This is a genomic window from Stutzerimonas stutzeri, from assembly GCF_038561965.1.
In the GTDB taxonomy this organism is placed as follows: domain Bacteria; phylum Pseudomonadota; class Gammaproteobacteria; order Pseudomonadales; family Pseudomonadaceae; genus Stutzerimonas; species Stutzerimonas stutzeri_AA.
Genome location: NZ_CP139348.1, coordinates 3,169,043 through 3,188,749 on the forward strand (window position 1 = coordinate 3,169,043; position 19,707 = coordinate 3,188,749).

General features: G+C 62.3%; 17 protein-coding genes. 13 read left to right on the top strand and 4 right to left on the bottom strand.

The genetic code is table 11. The features are described from left to right. Positions 1-37 precede the first annotated feature (37 nt). Positions 38-874, bottom strand: a complete 837-nt coding sequence (locus SM130_RS14365) for a CAP domain-containing protein (protein WP_102825353.1) — start codon at positions 872-874, stop codon at positions 38-40. Positions 875-1,027: 153 nt separating this feature from the next. Between SM130_RS14365 and SM130_RS14370 the strand changes: the two genes are divergently transcribed. The 3 genes from SM130_RS14370 to SM130_RS14380 all read left to right on the top strand — a co-directional run bounded on the left by SM130_RS14370 (position 1,028) and on the right by SM130_RS14380 (position 4,424). Next, entirely contained in the window at positions 1,028-1,429 is a 402-nt protein-coding gene (locus tag SM130_RS14370) for a hypothetical protein (protein WP_102825352.1), read from the top strand. A 199-nt stretch (positions 1,430-1,628) separates the two neighbouring features. Next, positions 1,629-3,629 carry a peptidase U32 family protein gene (locus SM130_RS14375; protein ID WP_102825351.1) on the top strand — a complete coding sequence of 667 codons (2,001 nt, stop codon included), beginning with the start codon at positions 1,629-1,631 and terminating at the stop codon, positions 3,627-3,629. Between the two features lie 27 nt (positions 3,630-3,656). Then, the gene (locus SM130_RS14380; RefSeq protein ID WP_256044946.1) at positions 3,657-4,424 is read left to right on the top strand and encodes a hypothetical protein; all 768 of its coding nucleotides are present in this window, start codon (positions 3,657-3,659) and stop codon (positions 4,422-4,424) included. 94 nt (positions 4,425-4,518) lie between these two features. On the opposite strand, the gene SM130_RS14385 is transcribed toward SM130_RS14380, so the two are convergent. Then, complete coding sequence (locus SM130_RS14385; protein ID WP_102825350.1) at positions 4,519-5,709, bottom strand: sugar transporter; 1,191 nt, start codon at positions 5,707-5,709, stop codon at positions 4,519-4,521. 492 nt (positions 5,710-6,201) lie between these two features. Here SM130_RS14385 and SM130_RS14390 point away from each other — a divergent pair, with 492 nt between their 5' ends. Then, positions 6,202-7,065, top strand: a complete 864-nt coding sequence (locus SM130_RS14390; RefSeq protein ID WP_102825349.1) for an SDR family oxidoreductase — start codon at positions 6,202-6,204, stop codon at positions 7,063-7,065. 237 nt (positions 7,066-7,302) lie between these two features. Then, a complete protein-coding gene (locus tag SM130_RS14395) occupies positions 7,303-7,899 on the top strand; it encodes a hypothetical protein (protein WP_102825348.1) in 597 nt (198 codons plus the stop codon). A gap of 15 nt (positions 7,900-7,914) precedes the next feature. Here the strand turns inward: SM130_RS14395 and SM130_RS14400 are convergent, their stop codons facing one another. Continuing rightward, a complete protein-coding gene (locus SM130_RS14400; protein WP_102825347.1) occupies positions 7,915-8,646 on the bottom strand; it encodes a DUF72 domain-containing protein in 732 nt (243 codons plus the stop codon). A gap of 87 nt (positions 8,647-8,733) precedes the next feature. On the opposite strand from SM130_RS14400, the gene SM130_RS14405 reads away from it, so the two are divergent. Beyond that, the gene (locus SM130_RS14405) at positions 8,734-9,522 is read left to right on the top strand and encodes an ion transporter (protein ID WP_102825346.1); all 789 of its coding nucleotides are present in this window, start codon (positions 8,734-8,736) and stop codon (positions 9,520-9,522) included. Positions 9,523-9,565: 43 nt separating this feature from the next. Here SM130_RS14405 and SM130_RS14410 read toward each other — a convergent pair whose 3' ends face one another. After that, entirely contained in the window at positions 9,566-10,003 is a 438-nt protein-coding gene (locus tag SM130_RS14410; protein ID WP_102825345.1) for a hypothetical protein, read from the bottom strand. A 276-nt stretch (positions 10,004-10,279) separates the two neighbouring features. On the opposite strand from SM130_RS14410, the gene SM130_RS14415 reads away from it, so the two are divergent. The 7 genes from SM130_RS14415 to SM130_RS14445 all read left to right on the top strand — a co-directional run bounded on the left by SM130_RS14415 (position 10,280) and on the right by SM130_RS14445 (position 19,697). Beyond that, complete coding sequence (locus tag SM130_RS14415) at positions 10,280-12,640, top strand: SUV3 family DEAD/DEAH box RNA helicase (RefSeq protein ID WP_102825344.1); 2,361 nt, start codon at positions 10,280-10,282, stop codon at positions 12,638-12,640. A 227-nt stretch (positions 12,641-12,867) separates the two neighbouring features. Then, positions 12,868-13,749, top strand: coding sequence for an MIP/aquaporin family protein (locus SM130_RS14420; RefSeq protein ID WP_102825343.1), 882 nt, complete (start codon positions 12,868-12,870; stop codon positions 13,747-13,749). A 12-nt stretch (positions 13,750-13,761) separates the two neighbouring features. Then, positions 13,762-15,270 (top strand): glycerol kinase GlpK, encoded by a 1,509-nt coding sequence (gene glpK, locus SM130_RS14425; protein ID WP_102825342.1) that lies wholly within the window; start codon positions 13,762-13,764, stop codon positions 15,268-15,270. 132 nt (positions 15,271-15,402) lie between these two features. Beyond that, complete coding sequence (locus SM130_RS14430) at positions 15,403-16,161, top strand: DeoR family transcriptional regulator (RefSeq protein WP_102825341.1); 759 nt, start codon at positions 15,403-15,405, stop codon at positions 16,159-16,161. A 402-nt stretch (positions 16,162-16,563) separates the two neighbouring features. Next, positions 16,564-18,099: a glycerol-3-phosphate dehydrogenase gene (gene glpD / locus SM130_RS14435; protein WP_102825340.1), complete on the top strand. Its 1,536-nt coding sequence runs from the start codon at positions 16,564-16,566 to the stop codon at positions 18,097-18,099. Positions 18,100-18,286: 187 nt separating this feature from the next. Further along, positions 18,287-19,450, top strand: coding sequence for a Na/Pi symporter (locus SM130_RS14440; RefSeq protein WP_102825339.1), 1,164 nt, complete (start codon positions 18,287-18,289; stop codon positions 19,448-19,450). 19 nt (positions 19,451-19,469) lie between these two features. Continuing rightward, positions 19,470-19,697: a hypothetical protein gene (locus SM130_RS14445; protein WP_102825338.1), complete on the top strand. Its 228-nt coding sequence runs from the start codon at positions 19,470-19,472 to the stop codon at positions 19,695-19,697. The last annotated feature ends 10 nt before the right edge of the window (positions 19,698-19,707 follow it).

Here is a 19,707-nt window from a genome sequence, read left to right on the forward strand (position 1 = left end):
AGCGTGCATCGCCGATGCTAACCGGGCGAGTGCTGGCTCAAGGCGCGCCGAACATCGCCGTCCAGTAGATGGCCGCGTCGCTCTGAGGATCGACCGCATAGGCGCCGCCGAACTCGCTGAACTGCGGGTTCATCAGGTTCGCACAATGCCCGGGACTGGCCAGCCAGCCTTCCAGCACCTTGCGTGCGGTCGGCAGCGCCGCAGCGATATTTTCGCCGACCTGTCTGCCGGCATAGCCGGCCAGCTCGGCGCGGTCGCCCGGTGTACGTCCGTCTTCGCTCAGGTGGCTAAAGAAGTTGGCGTTGGCCATGGCCCGGCTGTGGGCTTCGGCGGTGCTGCCGAGCGTTTCGTTCCAGCCGAGCGGCCCGGCCGCGGCGAAGTCCTGATTGCCGCAACGGCGGGCCGAAGCACGAGCGGTGTTGATCTGCTCCAGCAGCTTCTGCCCTTCGGCCTGCCAGTCGCCCAGGCGGCCATCGAGTAACGGCCGCGCCACCACGATGCGCCAGTCACGCCCATTACGGCTAACACCGATATCGGCGAATTGCGGATCGAGAATCACCCGGCAGAAGCTCTCACGCAGCGCCTGCATCGCCGCCTGCGCATCTCGCGGCCCGGAAAGAGTAATCGCCTGCACGGTCACCATCGGATAGCCCGCGCGGGACAATGCCTGCTGCAAATCGCCAGCGCCCTCGACCGGCAGGTTCAAGCGCGAGTCCGCAGTCAGCGGCGGCAGCTCTTCACTCGCCTTGTTGCCGCAGCGCTGCACTTCGCCACGGTAGGCATTGATCGAGTCGACCAGGCGGGTCTCCTCGGCGGAGGCGACGCCGGCAACGAACATCGTTGCGATCAACAGGACGGATGACAGAACACGCATGACAGTTCTCCAGCAAAATCCCTGATGGATCGAAGCGCACCCGGCGCACAAAAGAAGTGCCATGGTGCGCGAGGCTGTCGCGCTTGTCATCCGCGGGCCAGCATGTGGCCACTGGCTGTGCGCGTTGCGCAGGCTTGGCTATGATCGAAAGCCATGAACAGCCAGCCGCCACTCCGCCCATCCTGCCCGCCCGGCACCTGTACCTGCCGGCGCGACGACCTGTTGGAAACACCCGGCGCCGATGTGCGCATCCTATGGTTGACCCGTCACGAAGAACGCCGCCTGCTAGAACGCCTGGAAAACGTCCAGAGCCTGGATGATCTCGAGCGCGTGCAACAGCGCATGCTCGACCAGCTGGGCATCCGCATGACCATCGCGCCCGGGCACAACGAAGTGCGCAGCATGCGCGGCATCGCCATCGACTTCGCCGAGCAACCGGGCCTGTGCCGCAAGACCCGCCCCGCCATCGCCGCAGCCGTACGCCGCGGCCTGGACAGGCACCCGGAGATCGCCTGGCGCCTGCTCGATGCGCACGATTTGTTGGGTGGGCTTTGACAGCATCGCCACGCCCCCCAGCCTGACGATGAACGATCATTCCCCATGCACCGTGTAGCAACGCCTACCAAACGCTCGAGTGACTTGAGTAGCAGCGGGCCGTTTATCCCTGCACACCGCGGCTTGCCCGGCGGCCAATCCCAAACCGGCCGCAAGCCATTACAATGCGCGCCTTTCGATTCAAACCCGGTCCGTGCCCATGTCCCTTCCCAAGCACCATCTCGAACTGCTCGCCCCCGCCCGTGATGCCAGCATTGCCCGTGAGGCCATCCTGCATGGCGCCGATGCGGTGTATATCGGCGGCCCCAGCTTCGGTGCGCGGCACAACGCCGAGAACAGCGTGGCGGACATCGCCGAGCTGGTGAAATTCGCCCATCTGTTCCATGCGCGGGTGTTCGTCACCATCAATACCATCCTGCATGACGATGAGCTGGAAGCGGCGCGTTCGCTGATCTGGCAACTCCATGAGATCGGCGTCGATGCGTTGATCGTTCAGGACATGGGGATCATGGAGCTGGACATCCCGCCCATCGAGATCCACGCCAGCACCCAGACCGACATCCGCACCCTGGAGCGGGCCAAATTCCTCGACAAGGCCGGTTTCTCGCAACTGGTACTGGCCCGCGAGCTGAACCTCGCCGAAATCCGCGCCATATATGAGCAGGTGGATTCGACCCTGGAGTTCTTTATCCACGGCGCGCTGTGCGTGGCGTTTTCCGGGCAATGCAACATTTCCCATGCGCAGAACGGCCGCAGCGCCAACCGTGGTGACTGCTCGCAAGCGTGCCGCCTGCCCTATACGCTGAAAGACGATCAGGGCCGCGTGGTCGCTTTCGACAAGCACCTGCTGTCGATGAAGGACAACAACCAGAGCGCCAACCTGAGCGCGCTGGTCGATGCCGGCGTGCGCTCGTTCAAGATCGAGGGGCGCTACAAAGATGTGAGCTACGTGAAGAACATCACGGCTTACTATCGCCAGCGCCTCGACGATATCCTCGCAGACCGTCTCGACCTGGCCCGCGCCTCCAGCGGTCGCACCGATCACTTCTTCGTACCGGACCCGGACAAGACCTTTCACCGCGGCAGCACCGACTACTTCGTCACGGACCGCAAGATCGACATCGGCGCCTTCGACTCGCCGACCTTCACCGGCCTTGCGGTGGGTGAAGTGCTCAAGGTCGGCAAGCACGACTTGACCGTGCAGACCCGCGAGCCGCTGTCCAACGGCGATGGGCTGAACGTGCTGATCAAGCGCGAGGTGGTAGGTTTCCGCGCCAGTGTGGTCGAGCCGCTCAAGCAGTTCGAGGAAGACGGCCAGTCGTTCTGGCAGTACCGCGTCGAGCCCAACGAAATGCCCGCCGCAATGCACCAGGTGCGGCCGAACCATCCGCTCAATCGCAACCTGGACCACAACTGGCAGAACGCGCTGTTGAAGACTTCGGCCGAACGCCGCATCGGTGTGCGCTGGCTGGCCAAGCTGCGCGCCGATGAGCTGGAACTGCACGTCACCAGCGAAGAAGGCGCCTATGCCAGCGTCTCGCTGGCCGGCCCGTTCGGCGAAGCGAAAAAGCCTGAACAAGTGCCCGGCCAGATCGCCGATCTGCTGAGCCAGCTGGGCACCACCATCTACCACGCTGAAGAAGTCGAAGTGGATGCACCGCAGGCCTTCTTCATCCCAAACTCCCAGCTCAAGGCGCTGCGCCGCGAAGCCATTGAGGCGCTGGGCGAAGCGCGCAAAGCCATCCGCCCGCGCGGCGGCCGCAAGCCAGTCAGCGTGCCGCCGCCGGTGTACCCGGAAGCGCACCTGTCATTCCTGGCCAACGTCTACAACGAGAAAGCCCGCGCGTTCTATCACCGCTACGGCGTGCAGCTGATCGACGCGGCCTTCGAGGCCCATGAGGAGACGGGCGAAGTGCCGGTGATGATCACCAAGCACTGCCTGCGCTTCTCCTTCAACCTCTGCCCGAAGCAGGCCAAAGGCGTGACCGGTGTGCGCACCAAGGTCGCCCCAATGCAGCTGGTGCACGGCGACGAAGTGCTGACGCTGACCTTCGACTGCAAGCCGTGCGAGATGCATGTGATGGGCAAGATCAAGGGCAACATCCTCAATCTGCCGCTGCCCGGCAGCGCCAGCAGCGTGGTCGGGCACATCACCCCGGATGATCTGATGAAGACCATTCGCAGCAAGCCGCACGCCTGAGGTACGTACATTCATGGGGGCGCGGCCGTGACTCTACTCGCAACATGGGCGGAGATTCGCTCGCTCTATCGGGCATGCCAGCCCAGCGTATTCAAGGCGAGCTTCATGCATGGCGGACTGCGTATGGTCTGGCCTTCCTGGGCGCTGACGCTGGCGTTCAGTGCATTGCTGATCGCGACCTGGCTAGACGGTCAGTCACCGTTGCAGGGCTTGGCTGCCATGGCCGGCGCATTGCTTGCTCTGTTTGGCTTGCTGCTGGCCCGGGAGCGTTACTGCGCGTGGTATTTCCGCGATATCTACGCTCGCGAATCGCTACATCGCTACGGTTTTCTGCGCCGCGAAGAGCTACTGCGCTACGTACTTTTCCGGGATGCATTGCTTGAGCGTGGACTCAACGCGGAGCATGTCGGCGAACTGGCGCGCATCGCCGAAATCGCAAGCCCGCCGCCGCAGGAGCGTTGGATCTCCCAAAACCTGGTGATCGTCATGCTGGTTTCGGCGATCGTCAGCCTTTCGACAGACGCCATCAAGCGGACTGATACCTGGATTGCCGGCAAGGGCATCGTCTTCGTGCTGGCGTTAGCACTTGTCACATACGTGGTCTGTTCCGTGTTGGATGGTATCCGCAGCAACCAGTACCGCAACCGCGTCATACGCCGCTGTCTGGAGCGTGCAGCGTTGGATATCGCATGCACCCAGCGTAACGAGTCTGGCATCAACGCTGCCGCCGAACCAGCAGCGCAGGCGGCGCGGCAGACTTCTTCCTCCGAGCACGGCCCTCGGCTCAGAACGTAACGCTGGACTCATCCGCGCGGTTCGCGGTTCGCCTACAGTGCGCTGCCGGTGCTGGACGGGAAGCTTGTCGAAATAGCGCGACAGTTGCGGCGCGCTAAACCGCCGTGGTGCTGGCCGGACGCGCGAATCGGTAAGTGGCAATGCCACACAGCAGCAAGCCAGCCAATGCGAGCAAGCCGGCGGCCATGCCGATTTCACTAAGCCCCAGATGGCTGATGACAAGGCTGCCGAGCAAAGCGCCGCCACCAATCCCGATGTTGTAGATACCGGAAAACATAGCCATGGCGACGTCGGTCGCGTCCGAGGCCAGGTTCAGTACCTTCGATTGCAATGCCAGGCCGAAGCACATCCCCGCGATGCCCCACACAACCACCACGACCCCGAGCAGCGAACTATCGCGCGATGCGGGCAGCAACAGCAGCAAACACATCGCCATGGCCGAGATCGCCGTGATCAGAAAGCCCCTCGGATAACGTGCGCTGTAACGACTGAACAGCAACGAGCCGAGAATGCCGGCACCACCGAACAGCAACAGCAGGACGGTCGTCATATCGCCACTCAGGTGAGCGACGGTTTGTGCGAAAGGCTCGATGTAGGTGTACGCGGTGAACTGCGCAGTGATGACCAACGCGGTCAGCACATAGGCGGCCACCAGCGCTGGGCGCTTGAATAGTACCGGCAGGCTGCGCAGCGAGCCGGAGTTCTGGCTCGGCAGCGAAGGCAGCGTTCGCGCCAGCACGAGCATAATCAGCGCGGCGATCACGGCAATCGACAAGAAGGTCGTACGCCAACCCAGTGCCTCACCCACCAACCGCCCGAGCGGAATGCCAAGCACCATCGCCAGCGCACTGCCGGTTGCCAGCAACCCCAACGCCTGCGCCTGCTTACCTGCGGGCGCGACACGCACCGCCAGCGATGCGGTAATCGACCAGAACACTGCATGCGCCAGGGCGATGCCGACCCGGCTGAGCATCAGCATGCCATAGCTCGAAGCCACGCTCGACACCAGATGACTGCCAACGAACACCACGAAGACCAGGATCAGCAGCGTGCGCCGCTCGAAATTACGCGTCAGCAGCATCATCGGCAGAGACATCAGCGCCACTACCCAGGCGTAAATGGTCAGCATCAGCCCGACCTGGGACGGCGGCGTGTCGAACGAGCCGCCGATGTCGCTGAGCAGCGCTACCGGTACGAACTCGGTGGTGTTGAAAATAAAGGCCGCCAGCGCGAGTGAAATCACGCTGAGCCAGCTCCCAGCTGGGGAGCTTTGCGATTCGTTCATGTAGATGGGTCTGGTACGCGATTCACTCGATGTACGCCGTGTGCCCGAATGAACACTGCGCAACGAATGTAGGGTGTAAGGGCGACGGTTTCTGCTTGGGCGCACAACGCATGCAGCCCGCTAGCAGAAAGCGCGCGGGATGCCAGCGGGAGCGATTGGGGTGCGGAGCAGGACAGTCGAAGCGGCGCGGATTCTACGCCCGCACTCTGCGGCTGTCAGGTCGCCAGCGTGATCTGCGACGAGTGGCGGCGAGGCAGATGGTAGTACCGATCGGTCGTGCACTCGAAAGCAGAAAGCGAACCGGACTGTTGCTGCGTGTGAGTAGCTGGCGAAGGATTCAGTTGCTCGGCGTACCTCGCTGCGTAGGCCAAGCCTGCGAGCTGGACTGGTTGCTCCTGCCACCGCTACAAACCGCCGTTCGGCGTCTTGCCGAAACTTTCCAGACGAGCATCAGCCGTACCTACAGAGCCCATTCACACCTCTGGAGAACGTATGGCTAACCCGAAGATACCTGCCCAGCAGCAGGATCGCTTGCCCGGTCGCGAAACTGAAATGCACCCGCAGGCTGAATTCATACGCGACAGCTACAAGGGCAGTGGCAAGCTGGCCGGCAAGGTGGCATTGATCAGTGGCGGCGACAGCGGCATCGGTCGCGCGGCGGCGGTGCACTTTGCCCGTGAAGGTGCGGACGTGGCCATCATGTATCTCGACGAACACGAGGACGCCGAAAACGCCAAGCGCATGGTGGAAGCCGAGGGCCAGCGCTGCCTGCTGCTACCTGGCGATATCCGCGACAGCAGTCACTGCAACGATGCCGTCGAGCAAACCGTGAAGACCCTCGGCCGGCTGGACGTGCTGGTCAACAACGCCGGCCGCCAGGAAGTCCAGACACGTCTGGAGGACATCACCGACGAGCAGTGGGAGAAAACCTTCGCCACCAATATCCACGGTTATTTCTATCTCACCCGAGCCGCCCTGCCCCATCTGCAGGCCGGCGCCTCGATCATCAATACCACCTCGATCAACTCCTTCATTGGCCACCCGCTGCTGGTCGACTACACCTCGACCAAGGGGGCAATTGACGGCTTTACCCGAGCCCTGTCGCAGCAATTGATCGAGCGCGAGATCCGCGTCAACCAGATCGCGCCTGGCCCAATCTGGACGCCCCTGCAGCCGCCCTCGCTCGGCAAACACGACCCACAGATGCTCGAAGATTTTGGCAGCCAGATGCCCATGGGCCGCTGCGGCCAGCCGTCCGAACTCGGTCCGGCCTACGTCTACCTGGCCTGCGAGGACTCCTCCTACGTCAGCGGCCAGACCATTCATATCAACGGCGGCAAGGTGGTCAACGGCTGACCGCCCCTCCACGGCGACCCGGCGGCGCCCGCACGTACCGAGGCCAATCGATTCAAGTGCGCTGCATACAAGCAACAAACGGCCGCGGCCTGCCCGAAGCATCGGGTAATGACAGCGCATGGAACCATCGACGGGGTTGCCGCGCCCAACAGTCAGTACGTATGCGATGGCAGCTATCGCTCCAGACGCCCACCGCGCACACCATCGCAGCCAGCCTGCATATGAAAAGGTGAAGTCATGACCCAGATTCTCATTGCGGCTTTTGACCGCTATGCCGAAGCAGAGCAAGTCAAAGCCGAGCTCGTGAGCGAGGGGGTGTCCAGCGACGCCATCCAGATATCGGCATCGTTCAATACCGACACCGTCGACAGCAGTCGTGTGGAAGTGGTCGGCGAAGAGCCGGATGAGGACGCAACGGTTGCCGACAAGATCGGCAGTTTCTTTCACAAGGTCTTCGGCGACGGATCGAGCCAGCATGCCGGCCGTTATCCCGAGGCAGCCCGCCGCGGCTCAACCATCGTGACCGTAACGCTCGAGGACGACAGCCGGGTATCTGCGGTCGAACGAGTCATGGAGCGCAACGGTGCCATTGATATCGATGAGCGCAGTGCCAAGTGGGGCGACGACAATGCCACGCCGGTGACCGCCAGCACCGAGACGTTGACCACTGGTTACCCGGATGCCACTTCGATCAGCGTCGATGAGCGTGAACTGGACGGCAGCGCGACGCCGGATCGCGGCCAGGATGCAGGCTCGATTCCCGGCCGCGCGGAAAACGATAAAGCCGCGCGGCGCGACAACACTGCAGGCCGAGTGCGCATCATCCCACGCTGAGTCGGCGCAGCCAGCTCAACCACGCAACATTGCCTGCACTGCCAGCGCGTTCGCCACGGCGGCGCCGCTAGCAGTGTTGTCAAAGATGCACCAGCAGGGCACGCCTGACTGCGCGCACCTGCGCAGCTCATCGGCCAGAGGCGCCAGCCATTCGCTGGAATAGGCGGAGTGGTAGATACGTGGCGAGCCGTGCAGGCGGTAGTAGCGCATACCCGACCAGCCACTTGGCCGGTCGCCGCCGGTAATCGGCGAAGGGTCAGCCGCTACTCGGGCGATGTGCCAATGATCGAGCAGCTCCTCGGCATCCAGCCAGCTGGCATGCCGCGGTTCCAGAGCGATTTGGCCGCCGTAGCGCTCGCGGATGGCGCCGAAGAAATCCGCCGCCTCCGAGCTATCGAAACCGAGCGATGGCGGCAGCTGCAACAGCAGGCAGCCGAGCCTGGCACCAAGCTCAGTCACTTGGTCGAGGAAAACGCCCAGCGCCCCGTCGCATCCACGCAATCGCTGCTCATGGCTGATCTGCCGAGGCAGCTTCACACAGAAGCTGAAGCCCTCCGGCACGCTCGCCGCCCACTTGTGATAAGTCCCGGGGCGATGGGGGCGATAGAACGAGCTGTTGATCTCCACTGCCGGCAACCGCTGAGCGTAGCGCTGCAGATGCGTGCCTTCATTCGGGAAAGCCGACCACGACGGCCGCGGCAGGCTCCAGCCAGCGCAGCCAAGGCGAACGGTCTGGTTTGGTTTCATTGGCAGTTCCCTCATTTCGGCTCGTCAGCGCATGCGGGTCGGGTGCTTTAAACTTGCGCCGCCCGCCCTTCAGCACACGGTTCACTCATGAAGCAACGCGCCGTCACGCCATTTCAGATCCTTATCCTGCTGCTGTCCGTCTATGTGATCGGTGCGCTGGTGGCCGATCTGGTATTCGATCTGCCCGACGACATATCGACGCTGCTTGGTTATCTGGACAACATCGTCTGCTTCTTTTTCTTCCTCGATTTCTGGATGCGCCTGCAACAGGCCGAGAACAAGCTGCGCTTCATGCGCTGGGGCTGGATCGATCTGCTGGCCAGCGTGCCGGCCGGCGGGCTGCAGGCGGCCAAGCTGTTCCGTGCATTCCAGATTTTGCGAGTGCTGCGGGCGATCAAGTCGCTGCGGCTGATCTGGCGCATCCTGTTCCGCAACCGTGCCGAAGGCATCGTCGCCTCCGCTGCTACGGCGACCATGCTGCTGGTAGCCTTCGGCGCGCTGACCATGTTGCTGGTGGAAGCACCGAACCCCGAGAGTTCGATCAACACACCCGAAGAGGCGTTGTGGTGGGCATTCGTCACCGTGACCACGGTCGGCTATGGCGACTTTTATCCGGTCACGACCCAGGGCCGCATCGTTGCGGTGCTGCTGATGGTTTCAGGCGTCGGCCTGTTCGGCAGCTTCGCCGCGTACATCGGTTCACTGTTTGTCGCTGACCGACACGGGGAAGACAACCGTGAGCAGCTGGCTGATCGCGAAACCATGCAGCGACTGCTGCTACAGGTGGAATCGCTGACTCTGGAGGTGCGCAGCCTGAAGCTGCAGCTGGAGGACAATCGCCGAAGCGACGGGGATGCGATGGAGCAAGGGGGTTGAGCAAAGCCCTTGCGCCATCAGGCGCAAGGGCCACTCGGTGCAATCAGTTGGCGAAGTACGCCTGTGCACGCGCCACTTCCGCTGGCGTCGGCTTGTAAACGGTCCACTGGTCACCCGCATTCTTCTTGTAGCGGACCTCGTTCTTCTCTACATCGAACTCGTAGAACGGGTAGACCTCGCGCAGGTTGTAGAACGCTGCCGGTGCGAAGAACAGGATGTCCGCAACCAGATAGCCGCTGTTGAACTTCAACGGCATCAGGCCATACATCGGCTCCATCCCCGGCTTTTCGGCACGGAAGCGGTACTGGCCGAAGCTGGTGGCCTTGTAAGTCTTGCTGACGGGGTTCTTCAGCACCAGCGGCGCGTCCTGGTTGATCTTGATGGCAAGATCCGGATCGGTGGAGCGCAGCGAAGTGGTGGCGGTGCAGGCCGAAAGCAGTACGGCACTAACGGCTACGGCAAGAATGTGTTTGGCGTTCATCTTTAAGTCCCTTGTTGTCCATCGAAAAATCGACAGCTCTCATCCAGCCGGCTCTACCGGGGCTGTTGGCCATCCATTGCGGCGCGCACTATAGGGCATCGGCGATTAATGGCCAACAGCCACCCTCACCGACGGCATGCTTTCTTGATAGCCGTCACGCATGACGAGAAAACACGACACCGGCCTCTATAATCGTCGACCGGTCATGCGCCCCGCCGAGCAAATGAGCGCATCGCGAGTCGTAGAAAAGAAGACTGATCAGCAAAGGTGTCGATCATGGCCAAGGCCGGGGGCAAGCAGTTCAAATCCATCAGGCTCGAACGCCTGGCGCGCTTCATCGAATGGGCGTCGGCACGCTATCCGGATTTCATTGCGAAGAAGCATCATCAGGAAAAGTGGTTCACGCCTTACATCGGCTATCCCATCGCCGGCCTGGGTCGCGCTGCGAAGGCGTTCTGGCTGGGACTGCACGCGCAGGCGGTGGATGATCTGCTCGCCGAGCCCGCCACAGACGAGCTACTCGATCGAGTCGTCAGCCGGGACGTCGGCGAGATTCACTGCACTGTGGATGTGTTCGGCAGCGAGAAAACCTTCAGCCTGGGCTCACCGCCCCATCTGCTGGAGCCTGACTGGGCGATGCGTCTGGACGATAGCCCGCAGCGCGACGACTTCCCAGGCAACTTGCGACTGGCGGTGCAGGCCTACATTCGCGGCCGCTTGCAGGTGCTTGAACGCCCCTTCGCCGAGATGGACGAAGACGATCGGCAGCGCTGCCTGGCGCGCATCCGCCCGGAGCTTTCGCGAGTCGATGAATTCCTGCCGCACGCCGTCGCGACCCTCAACGAGATTCGCCACGAGCTGCGCTACGTGGTGCCGCTGCAGCACGGCAGTCTGACGCTTGAACTGCAGCGGCGCATTCCTGCTGGCCAGGATCACCTGCTCAGCGGGACCGAGATCGAGGCATGGAAACGTAAGGATCGTGAAGAGCTGCAGGCCACGTTCGATCGCATGCTGGAGCTTGCCGGTGATTTCGAGCTGCAGCAGCTCGGGCACAAGCGCCTTACCGAACTCATCGCTCTGGAACCCGGACAGATGCGCAAAGCAATTCGTGCCGCTCGCCGCGAGCACGAGGAGAAGATGGCGTTTGCCGTGCTGCTGGAAAACAACCCGCGCTTCGTCCATTACCACAAGCTCTATCCTGCTCGCCGTCTGACGCGACGCTGGACCGCCCTGCTCGGCCCCACCAACAGTGGCAAGACGCACCGTTCCATCGAGGCGATGGCGGCGGCCGAGCATGGCATCTACCTGTCGCCGCTGCGTCTGATGGCATTGGAGAACCAGGAGCGCATCGAGTCGATGGGCGTGCCCTGCTCGCTGGTGACCGGCGAGGAGGAAATCATTCGCGAAGGCGCCACGCACATCTGCTGCACCGTGGAGGAGTTCGCCCGCTTCCGCCACCAGCACTGGGATGTGGTGGTGGTCGATGAAGTACAGATGATGGCCGACCCACAGCGCGGCTGGGCCTGGGTCGATGCACTGGTCAGCGCGCATACATCGCAACTGATGATGACCGGGCCGGCGCTGATCGAACCCTCTTTGCGCACCCTCTGCGAACTCTGCGAAGACCGCCTGGTGGTTCAACGCACTAAACGCCTGTCCCCCGTGGACGTTGCCCGCCATGCCACAACGCTGGAGCGCCTCGAGCCCGGCTCGTTGCTGGTGGCCTTCAGTCGCAAGCTGGTGCTGGAGCTCAAGGGCATGCTCGAGAGCACCGGCAAAAGCGTGTCGGTGGTCTACGGTGCCCTCTCTCCCGAGGTGCGCCGCGAGCAGGCCCGGCGGTTCCGTGAAGGCGAGGCGGACATCATGGTCGCTACCGACGCGGTCGGTATGGGCCTCAACCTGCCGGCACACACGCTTTGCTTCTACACCGACGAAAAATTCGACGGCATTCAGAATCGCCAGCTCAAGGTGCAGGAGGTCAAGCAGATCGGCGGACGTGCCGGGCGCTTCGGCCACCACGACAACGGCGAGATCACCACACTCGATCCGCAGACACTCAAGTCCATCCGCCGCTTGTTCAACAGTCCGGATGCACCGGTGGACCTGAGCCAGTTCCAGGTACGCCCGTCGATCGATCACCTCATGGCGATTTCCGAACTGATGGGTGAGCCGAGCCTGCTGCGTGCCTGGCTGACCTTCAATCGCAATATCAACTACGGCGAGGCCTTCATCTCGATACTGCCGGACGAGCTGGCCGAATGGATCGAGTTGATCGACGACCCGAAGACTCCGCTCTGGCTGCGCTGGACCTTCGCCTGCACGCCGATCCGCGGAGGCTTCGACAGCCCGGCAAGTCAACACGCCCAGCGCTGGATCAAGCGCGTCGCCGAAGGTCACGCTATCCCGATGCCGAAACTGCTGCTTGGCGCTGATCTGGCCAGTCTGGAGAGCACCCTGCACGTGGTGGAAACCTACCTGCACCTGGCCCGAAGCTTGCCCGAGCATTTCCCAGAGCACGACGACGGCGAAGCGGCGCGCAAACTGCTCAACGATGCCATCACCCGTGAGCTTTCACGCCAACGCAAGCCGCGCGCAGCGCGACGCGGCAGTGCTCGCAAGGCAGGCCGGCGGCGTTGAACGCTGGTCGAGATCGCCCAAACGTTTGCGCGGCATTGACGTTTGCAAGGCGCGGCGGCAATCACGCGACAGCGCCCTGCATCGTTTGTTCCATAGCCAAACGTCGAAAATGTTCGAATTTTTACTTTGACAGTCGCTTTCTTTGCCTCTAAGTTTTCGTTTCCGAACAATTCCGAACCAAAGCAGTGCTCGGAATAAAACAAAAACAAACGAACGAGGCTCCGCGCATGAGTACGCCCATCGTCCCGACGCTAAAGGGACAATGCATTGCCGAATTTCTCGGCACTGCCCTCCTCATCTTCTTCGGTACCGGCTGCGTCGCAGCGCTCAAGCTCGGCGGCGCCGACCTGGGGCTCTGGGAAATCAGCATCATCTGGGGCATCGGAGTTTCGATGGCGGTGTATCTCGCCGCCGGCGTTTCCGGTGCCCACCTGAACCCGGCCGTAACCATTGCCCTGTGGTTGTTCGGCACCTTCGAACGGCACCGTGTCCCGGCCTACATCCTGGCCCAGGTGGCTGGCGCGTTTTGTTCCGCCGCATTGGTCTACGGGCTGTACAGCAGCCTGTTCTTCGATTTCGAACAAGCCCAGCAGATGGTTCGCGGCAGCGTTGAAAGCCTCGAGCTTGCGTCGATCTTCTCCACCTACCCGCACGCGTCGCTGTCGTTCGGCCAGGCATTCCTGGTGGAGATGGTGATCACGGCGATCCTGCTGGCGATGATCATGGCCATCACTGACGACGGCAACGGCCTGCCCAGCGGCCCGCTGGCCCCCTTGCTGATCGGCCTGCTGATCGCCGTCATCGGTGGCGCGATGGGTCCGTTGACCGGTTTCGCGATGAATCCGGCGCGGGATTTCGGGCCTAAGCTGATGACGTTCTTCGCCGGCTGGGGCGACGTCGCCTTCACTGGCGGGAAAGACATTCCGTATTTCCTGGTGCCGATACTCGCCCCGATTCTCGGCGCTTGCCTGGGCGCCGCGGGTTATAAGGCACTGATCTGTCGGCACCTGCCAGGCGTCGGATCAGCCGCCTGTGATGCACCCATACCCAAGGAAAAGGCCTCTGCCGAAATGGGCTCCGCCCAGCCCGATGTCAGCAAAGTTCGCTAAGGAAACGACGCCATGAGCAATCAGAACAAGCAATTCATAGTCGCCCTCGACCAGGGCACCACTAGCTCCCGCGCCATCGTGCTGGATCGCAACGCCAACGTGGTAACCATCGCCCAGCGCGAGTTCGCGCAGATCTACCCACAGCCAAGCTGGGTCGAACATGACCCGATGGAAATCTGGGCAACGCAGAGCGGCGTATTCGTCGAAGCCCTGGCCCAGGCCGGTATCACCAATGAACAAGTAGCGGCAATCGGTATCACCAACCAGCGCGAAACGGCCATCGTCTGGGACAAGGTCACCGGTCGACCGATTTACAACGCGATCGTCTGGCAGAGCCGGCAAAGCACGCCGATCTGTGATCAGCTCAAGCGCGACGGCATGGAAGCGCACATCCGCAAGACCACGGGCCTGGTGATCGACCCTTACTTCTCCGGCACCAAGATCAAGTGGATTCTCGACCACGTCGAGGGTAGCCGCGAACGCGCCCGCCGCGGCGAGCTGCTGTTCGGCACCGTCGACTGCTGGCTGATCTGGAAGATGACCCAGGGCAAGGCCCACGTCACCGACTACACCAACGCCTCGCGCACCATGCTGTTCGATATTCACAAGCTGGACTGGGACCCGGTGATGCTCGAGGCGCTGGATATTCCGCGCGAAATGCTGCCGGAAGTGCGCTCCTCGTCGGAAATCTACGGGCACGCCTACATTGGCTCGGGCCAGAGCACCGGCATCCCCATCGCCGGTATCGCCGGGGACCAGCAGGCTGCGCTGTTCGGCCAGATGTGTGTCGAGCCTGGCCAGGCCAAGAACACCTATGGCACCGGCTGCTTCCTGCTGATGAATACCGGAACCAAGGCGGTGCAGTCCGAACACGGCCTGCTGACAACCATCGCCTGCGGACCGCGTGGCGAAGTGAATTACGCGCTGGAAGGCGCCATCTTCAATGGCGGTTCCACCGTGCAGTGGCTGCGTGACGAGCTGAAGGTGCTCAACGAGTCGCTGGATTCGGAATACTTCGCGACCAAGGTTCCGGACAGCAATGGCATCTACCTGGTACCAGCCTTCACCGGTCTCGGCGCCCCCTACTGGGACCCGCGAGCCCGTGGCGCGCTGTTCGGTCTGACCCGCGGAGTCAAGGTCGATCACCTGATCCGTGCGGCGTTGGAATCCATCGCTTACCAGACCCGCGACGTGCTCGATGCCATGCAGCAGGATGCCGGTGAGCGACTGCGCGCGCTGCGAGTGGATGGCGGTGCAGTGGCCAACAACTTCCTCATGCAGTTCCAGGCGGACCTGCTCGGCACCCAGGTCGAACGTCCACAAATGAAGGAAACCACTGCACTCGGCGCCGCCTACCTGGCGGGCCTGGCAACCGGTTTCTGGAGTGACCTGGACGAGCTGCGCAGCAAGAGCAGCATTGAGCGGGTGTTCGAACCGGCGTGCGGAAGCGAACAGCGCGAAGCGCTCTACCGCGGCTGGCAGAAGGCCGTCGACCGCACGCGCAACTGGGCCGAGGACTGATCTGACGCTACCCGCGCCTGTGCTCCGATCGTTCGGAAGCAGGCGCGGCATGCGCGAATTCGAACAGCTGACGCTTTAATCGAACGCCAGACTACGGCATGCTTCCCGCACAACAGCGAACAAGGAAGCCTCATGAGCCTGGCGCCCCGACAGCAGAACATTCTGGAACTCGTGCGCGAGCGCGGCTATGTGAGCATTGATGAGCTGGCCCGGCATTTCGCCGTCACGCCACAAACCATCCGCCGTGACATCAACCAGCTCGGCGACGCCGGCCTGCTACGACGCTACCACGGCGGCGCGGCATACGACTCCAGCGTACAGAACACCGCCTACAGCCAGCGTGCGCATCAGATGCGCGACGAGAAACTGCGCATAGCCGCTGCCATGGCGGCACGCATTCCCGACCAGGCTTCGCTATTCATCAACATCGGCACCACCACCGAGGCGATTGCCCAAGCCCTGCTCAACCATCGCGACCTGAAGATCATTACCAACGATCTGCATGTGGCGAGCATTCTCAGCACCAAGGAAGACTTCGACGTACTGATCGCCGGCGGCAACGTGCGCAGCGATGGTGGCGTGGTGGGTCAGGCGACTGCCGACTTCATCAGCCAGTTCAAGGTCGACTTCGCATTGATCGGCATCAGCGGCATCGACGAGGACGGCACCCTACTCGACTTCGACTATCAGGAAGTTCGCGTCTCCCAGGCGATCATCCACAACGCGCGCAAGGTATTCCTGGCTGCCGACTCCAGCAAGTTCGGCCGCAGCGCCATGACACGTCTGGGCTCGCTGGAACAGATCGATTGCCTGTTCACCGATGCACCGCCTTCCGAGGTATTCGCCGAGTTGCTTACTCGTCACAAGGTGCAGCTGGAGATCGCCGAGTAGCTGCTGCAAGGCGTTCCTACGCACCCAGACATACTGTAAGGCTACAAGGCGCCGAGTAGGTTCGACGGCGTTTCGCGGACAGGCCCGCTCCCACAGGTGGTGCCGTGCTTACTGATGGGTGCGGTCGGGGGACTCCGAGTTTCGCCCCTAACTGGCCCCGTTCCACTGCATTCTTCGCAACCAAGGCTGCTCATACCAACTCGTGCGCTGGCGAGCGGGCAGATCTGGCCCAGCGGGCCGTATGTGGCTATCGGCACCTCCCGCAACGCTTCCGTCAATCGAATATAAAAGTTCGAATATTTTCTCTTTTATCTATTTTCGAACATTTTTGCTTTCATACGGATTCTTTTGCGAATAGCATGTTCAAACCGAACATGATCTTTCGTTTCCGAGGAGAAGCCCGTGCCCCATTCCGCTCAGCCCGTCTCCGAGCTCTATGACGTTGCCGTAATCGGTGGCGGCATCAATGGTGTCGGTATCGCTGCCGATGCAGCCGGCCGCGGGCTTTCGGTGTTCCTTTGCGAACGCGACGACCTGGCTAGCCATACGTCATCGGCGAGCAGCAAGCTCATCCATGGCGGGCTGCGCTATCTGGAACACTACGAATTCCGTCTGGTCCGTGAAGCGCTCGCAGAGCGCGAGGTGCTGCTGGCCAAGGCGCCGCATATCGTCAAGCCGATGCGCTTCGTGCTGCCCCATCGCCCTCATCTGCGCCCTGCCTGGATGATCCGCGCCGGCCTGTTCCTCTACGACAACCTGGGCATGCGCAAAAAACTGCCAGCGTCGCGGGGTTTGCGCTTCGGCAACGAGAGTCCGCTCAAACCGGCAATCACCCGTGGTTTCGAATACTCCGACTGCTGGGTCGACGATGCACGCCTGGTGGTACTCAACGCCATGGCCGCGCGGGAAAAAGGCGCGCATATCCATACCCGCACGCAGTGCCTGAGCGCCAAGCGCGCCGGCGGCATCTGGCATGTCGAACTGCAGCGCGAGGATGGCAGCCGCTTCTCGTTGCGCGCCAAGGCACTGGTCAACGCCGCGGGCCCATGGGTCGCACAGTTCATTGGCGAGAACCTGCAGCAGCGCTCGCCGTACGGCATCCGCCTGATACAGGGAAGCCACATCGTCGTGCCCAAGCTGTACGAAGGTGAGCAGGCCTACATCATGCAGAACGAGGATCGGCGCATCGTGTTCGCCATCCCCTATCTGGACCGCTACACCATGATCGGCACCACGGATCGCGAATATCGCGGCGACCCGGCCAAGGTGAGCATCAGCGAGGAAGAGATCGCCTACGTACTGGGCGTCGCCAATACGCACTTTCGCAAGCAGCTCGAACCCCGCGACATCGTGCATACGTTCGCCGGTGTCCGGCCGCTGTGCGACGACGAGTCGGACAATCCGTCTGCCGTCACCCGCGACTACACCCTTTCGCTGGCCGCGGAAGAAAAGCAGGCACCGCTGCTTTCGGTGTTCGGCGGCAAGCTGACCACCTACCGCAAGCTGGCCGAGTCGGCGATGGCGCAGCTCAAGCCGTTCTTTCCCGAGATGGGCGAAAGCTGGACAGCGCTGGCTGCACTGCCCGGTGGCGAGGACATGAGCACTGCCGATGCACTCACCGAAGAGCTGGTAGCCAAGGTGCAGGGCGTAACGTTGCCCCTCGCCAAGCGCTGGGCAACCCTCTATGGCAACCGCGTATGGCGAATGTTGGGCAACGCGCGCTCGCTCGACACGCTGGGTGAGGATCTCGGCCAGCAGCTGTATGCGCAGGAGGTCGAGTACCTGCGGCGCGAGGAGTGGGCAACGCAGGTGGACGACGTCCTCTGGCGCCGCACCAAGCTCGGACTGGCCTTCAGCGAACCGGAAAAAGCGCGCTTGGCGCGCTATCTGTTGGAACGGCCACTCAGCGAAGCCGTACGCAGCAGCGACGCTGCCTGAACATACCGCGAAGAGCCTGGCGCAAGGCAGGCTCTCTTCCTTGCGCCAGGCCTCTTGCGCATAACCGGACGCACGCCCCATGACATCACCGGGCGCGACCATCCGTCCGCCTTTGCCGCTGTAGTCATCAAGCTTTCACACCCATGGCACACCGTCGAGCAACTGACCTGCTCTCGGGAGTTGCCTGATGACGACCAATACCGGTGCCCTAGCTGATCGATCTTCCACGCCAGTTGCGCGCCAATGGCTTTCCTGGCTGTTGGTCGTCACGCTGATCTACTTGCTGCTGGCTGCCGTCGGGGCGATTGGCGATGGCTTCAAGGCGGCTACGGGTGATAACGCCAAAGAGCTGTTCGCCTTCGCCACCAATCCCTTCGTCGGGCTGATGATCGGCCTGGCCGCCACCGCGCTTATCCAGAGTTCCAGCACCGTAACCTCGATTATCGTTGGCATGGTCGCCGGGGGCCTGCCGATCCCCATCGCGATCCCGCTGATCATGGGGGCGAACATCGGCACCTCGCTGACCAGCACTATCGTCAGCCTGGGCCATATCCGCAGTGGTGCGGAGTTTCATCGGGCCTTTTCCGCAGCCACCGTCCACGATGCGTTCAACATCACGGCGGTGACCATCCTGCTGCCGCTGGAGCTACTGTTCCATCCACTGCAGCGCATGTCCGAATCGCTCGCCGGATTGCTGGTGAGCGAAACCACCAGCGTCGACATGAAGAGCGTGAATTTCATGAAGACCATACTCACCCCAGCCAGCGAACTGCTCGAAGCAAGCGTCGCCTGGCTGCCGAGCAAGGTCTGGGCTGGCGTCGCGCTGATCATCATCGGGATCGGCCTGATCCTCTTCGTGGTGCAGGCTATCGGCAAGGTGCTGCGCAAGGTCATGGTCGGCCGCGCCAAGGACATCATGCATGCCAGCGTGGGACGTGGCCCGGTTTCGGGCATCGCGTCGGGAGCCATCATCACCGTTCTGGTTCAGTCCTCCTCGACCACCACCGCGTTGATCGTGCCGCTCGCGGGTACCGGCGTGTTTTCGCTGAAGCAGGTTTACCCATTCACCCTGGGTACCAACATCGGAACCTGCGTCACTGCACTACTGGCAGCCACGGCGATATCAGGCCCCACCGCCGAGCTGGCCATGCAGATCGCTCTGGTGCATCTGCTGTTCAACCTGTTCGGCATCCTCATCATCTACGTGATTCCGTTCTTGCGCGGGGTTCCGCCGGCGATCGCCACGTATCTGGCCGATCTGGCGCAACGCAGCAAGCTTTATGTCGGCGCCTACATTGGCGGCGTGTTCTTCGGCCTACCGCTGTTGATGATCGGTGGCAGCCAACTCTGACCGGCTGGAGGGCCACTCTATGCAAAGCGAACGCCGTATCCAGACCGAGAACCGCATCCGCGAACTGCGCGAATCACTCAACGAACTGGAAGCCCAGCTCGAACAGATCGACGCCCATGAGCAACAGGCTCAGCACAGAGAGATTGATCGACTGGATGACTACATCGACGCCGTCGACACGCGCTTCAACAGCCTGCAAGTGTTCTGGAACTCCCTGAAACACGAATGGCTGAAAGCAAAACCCTGAGCCAGCAAGA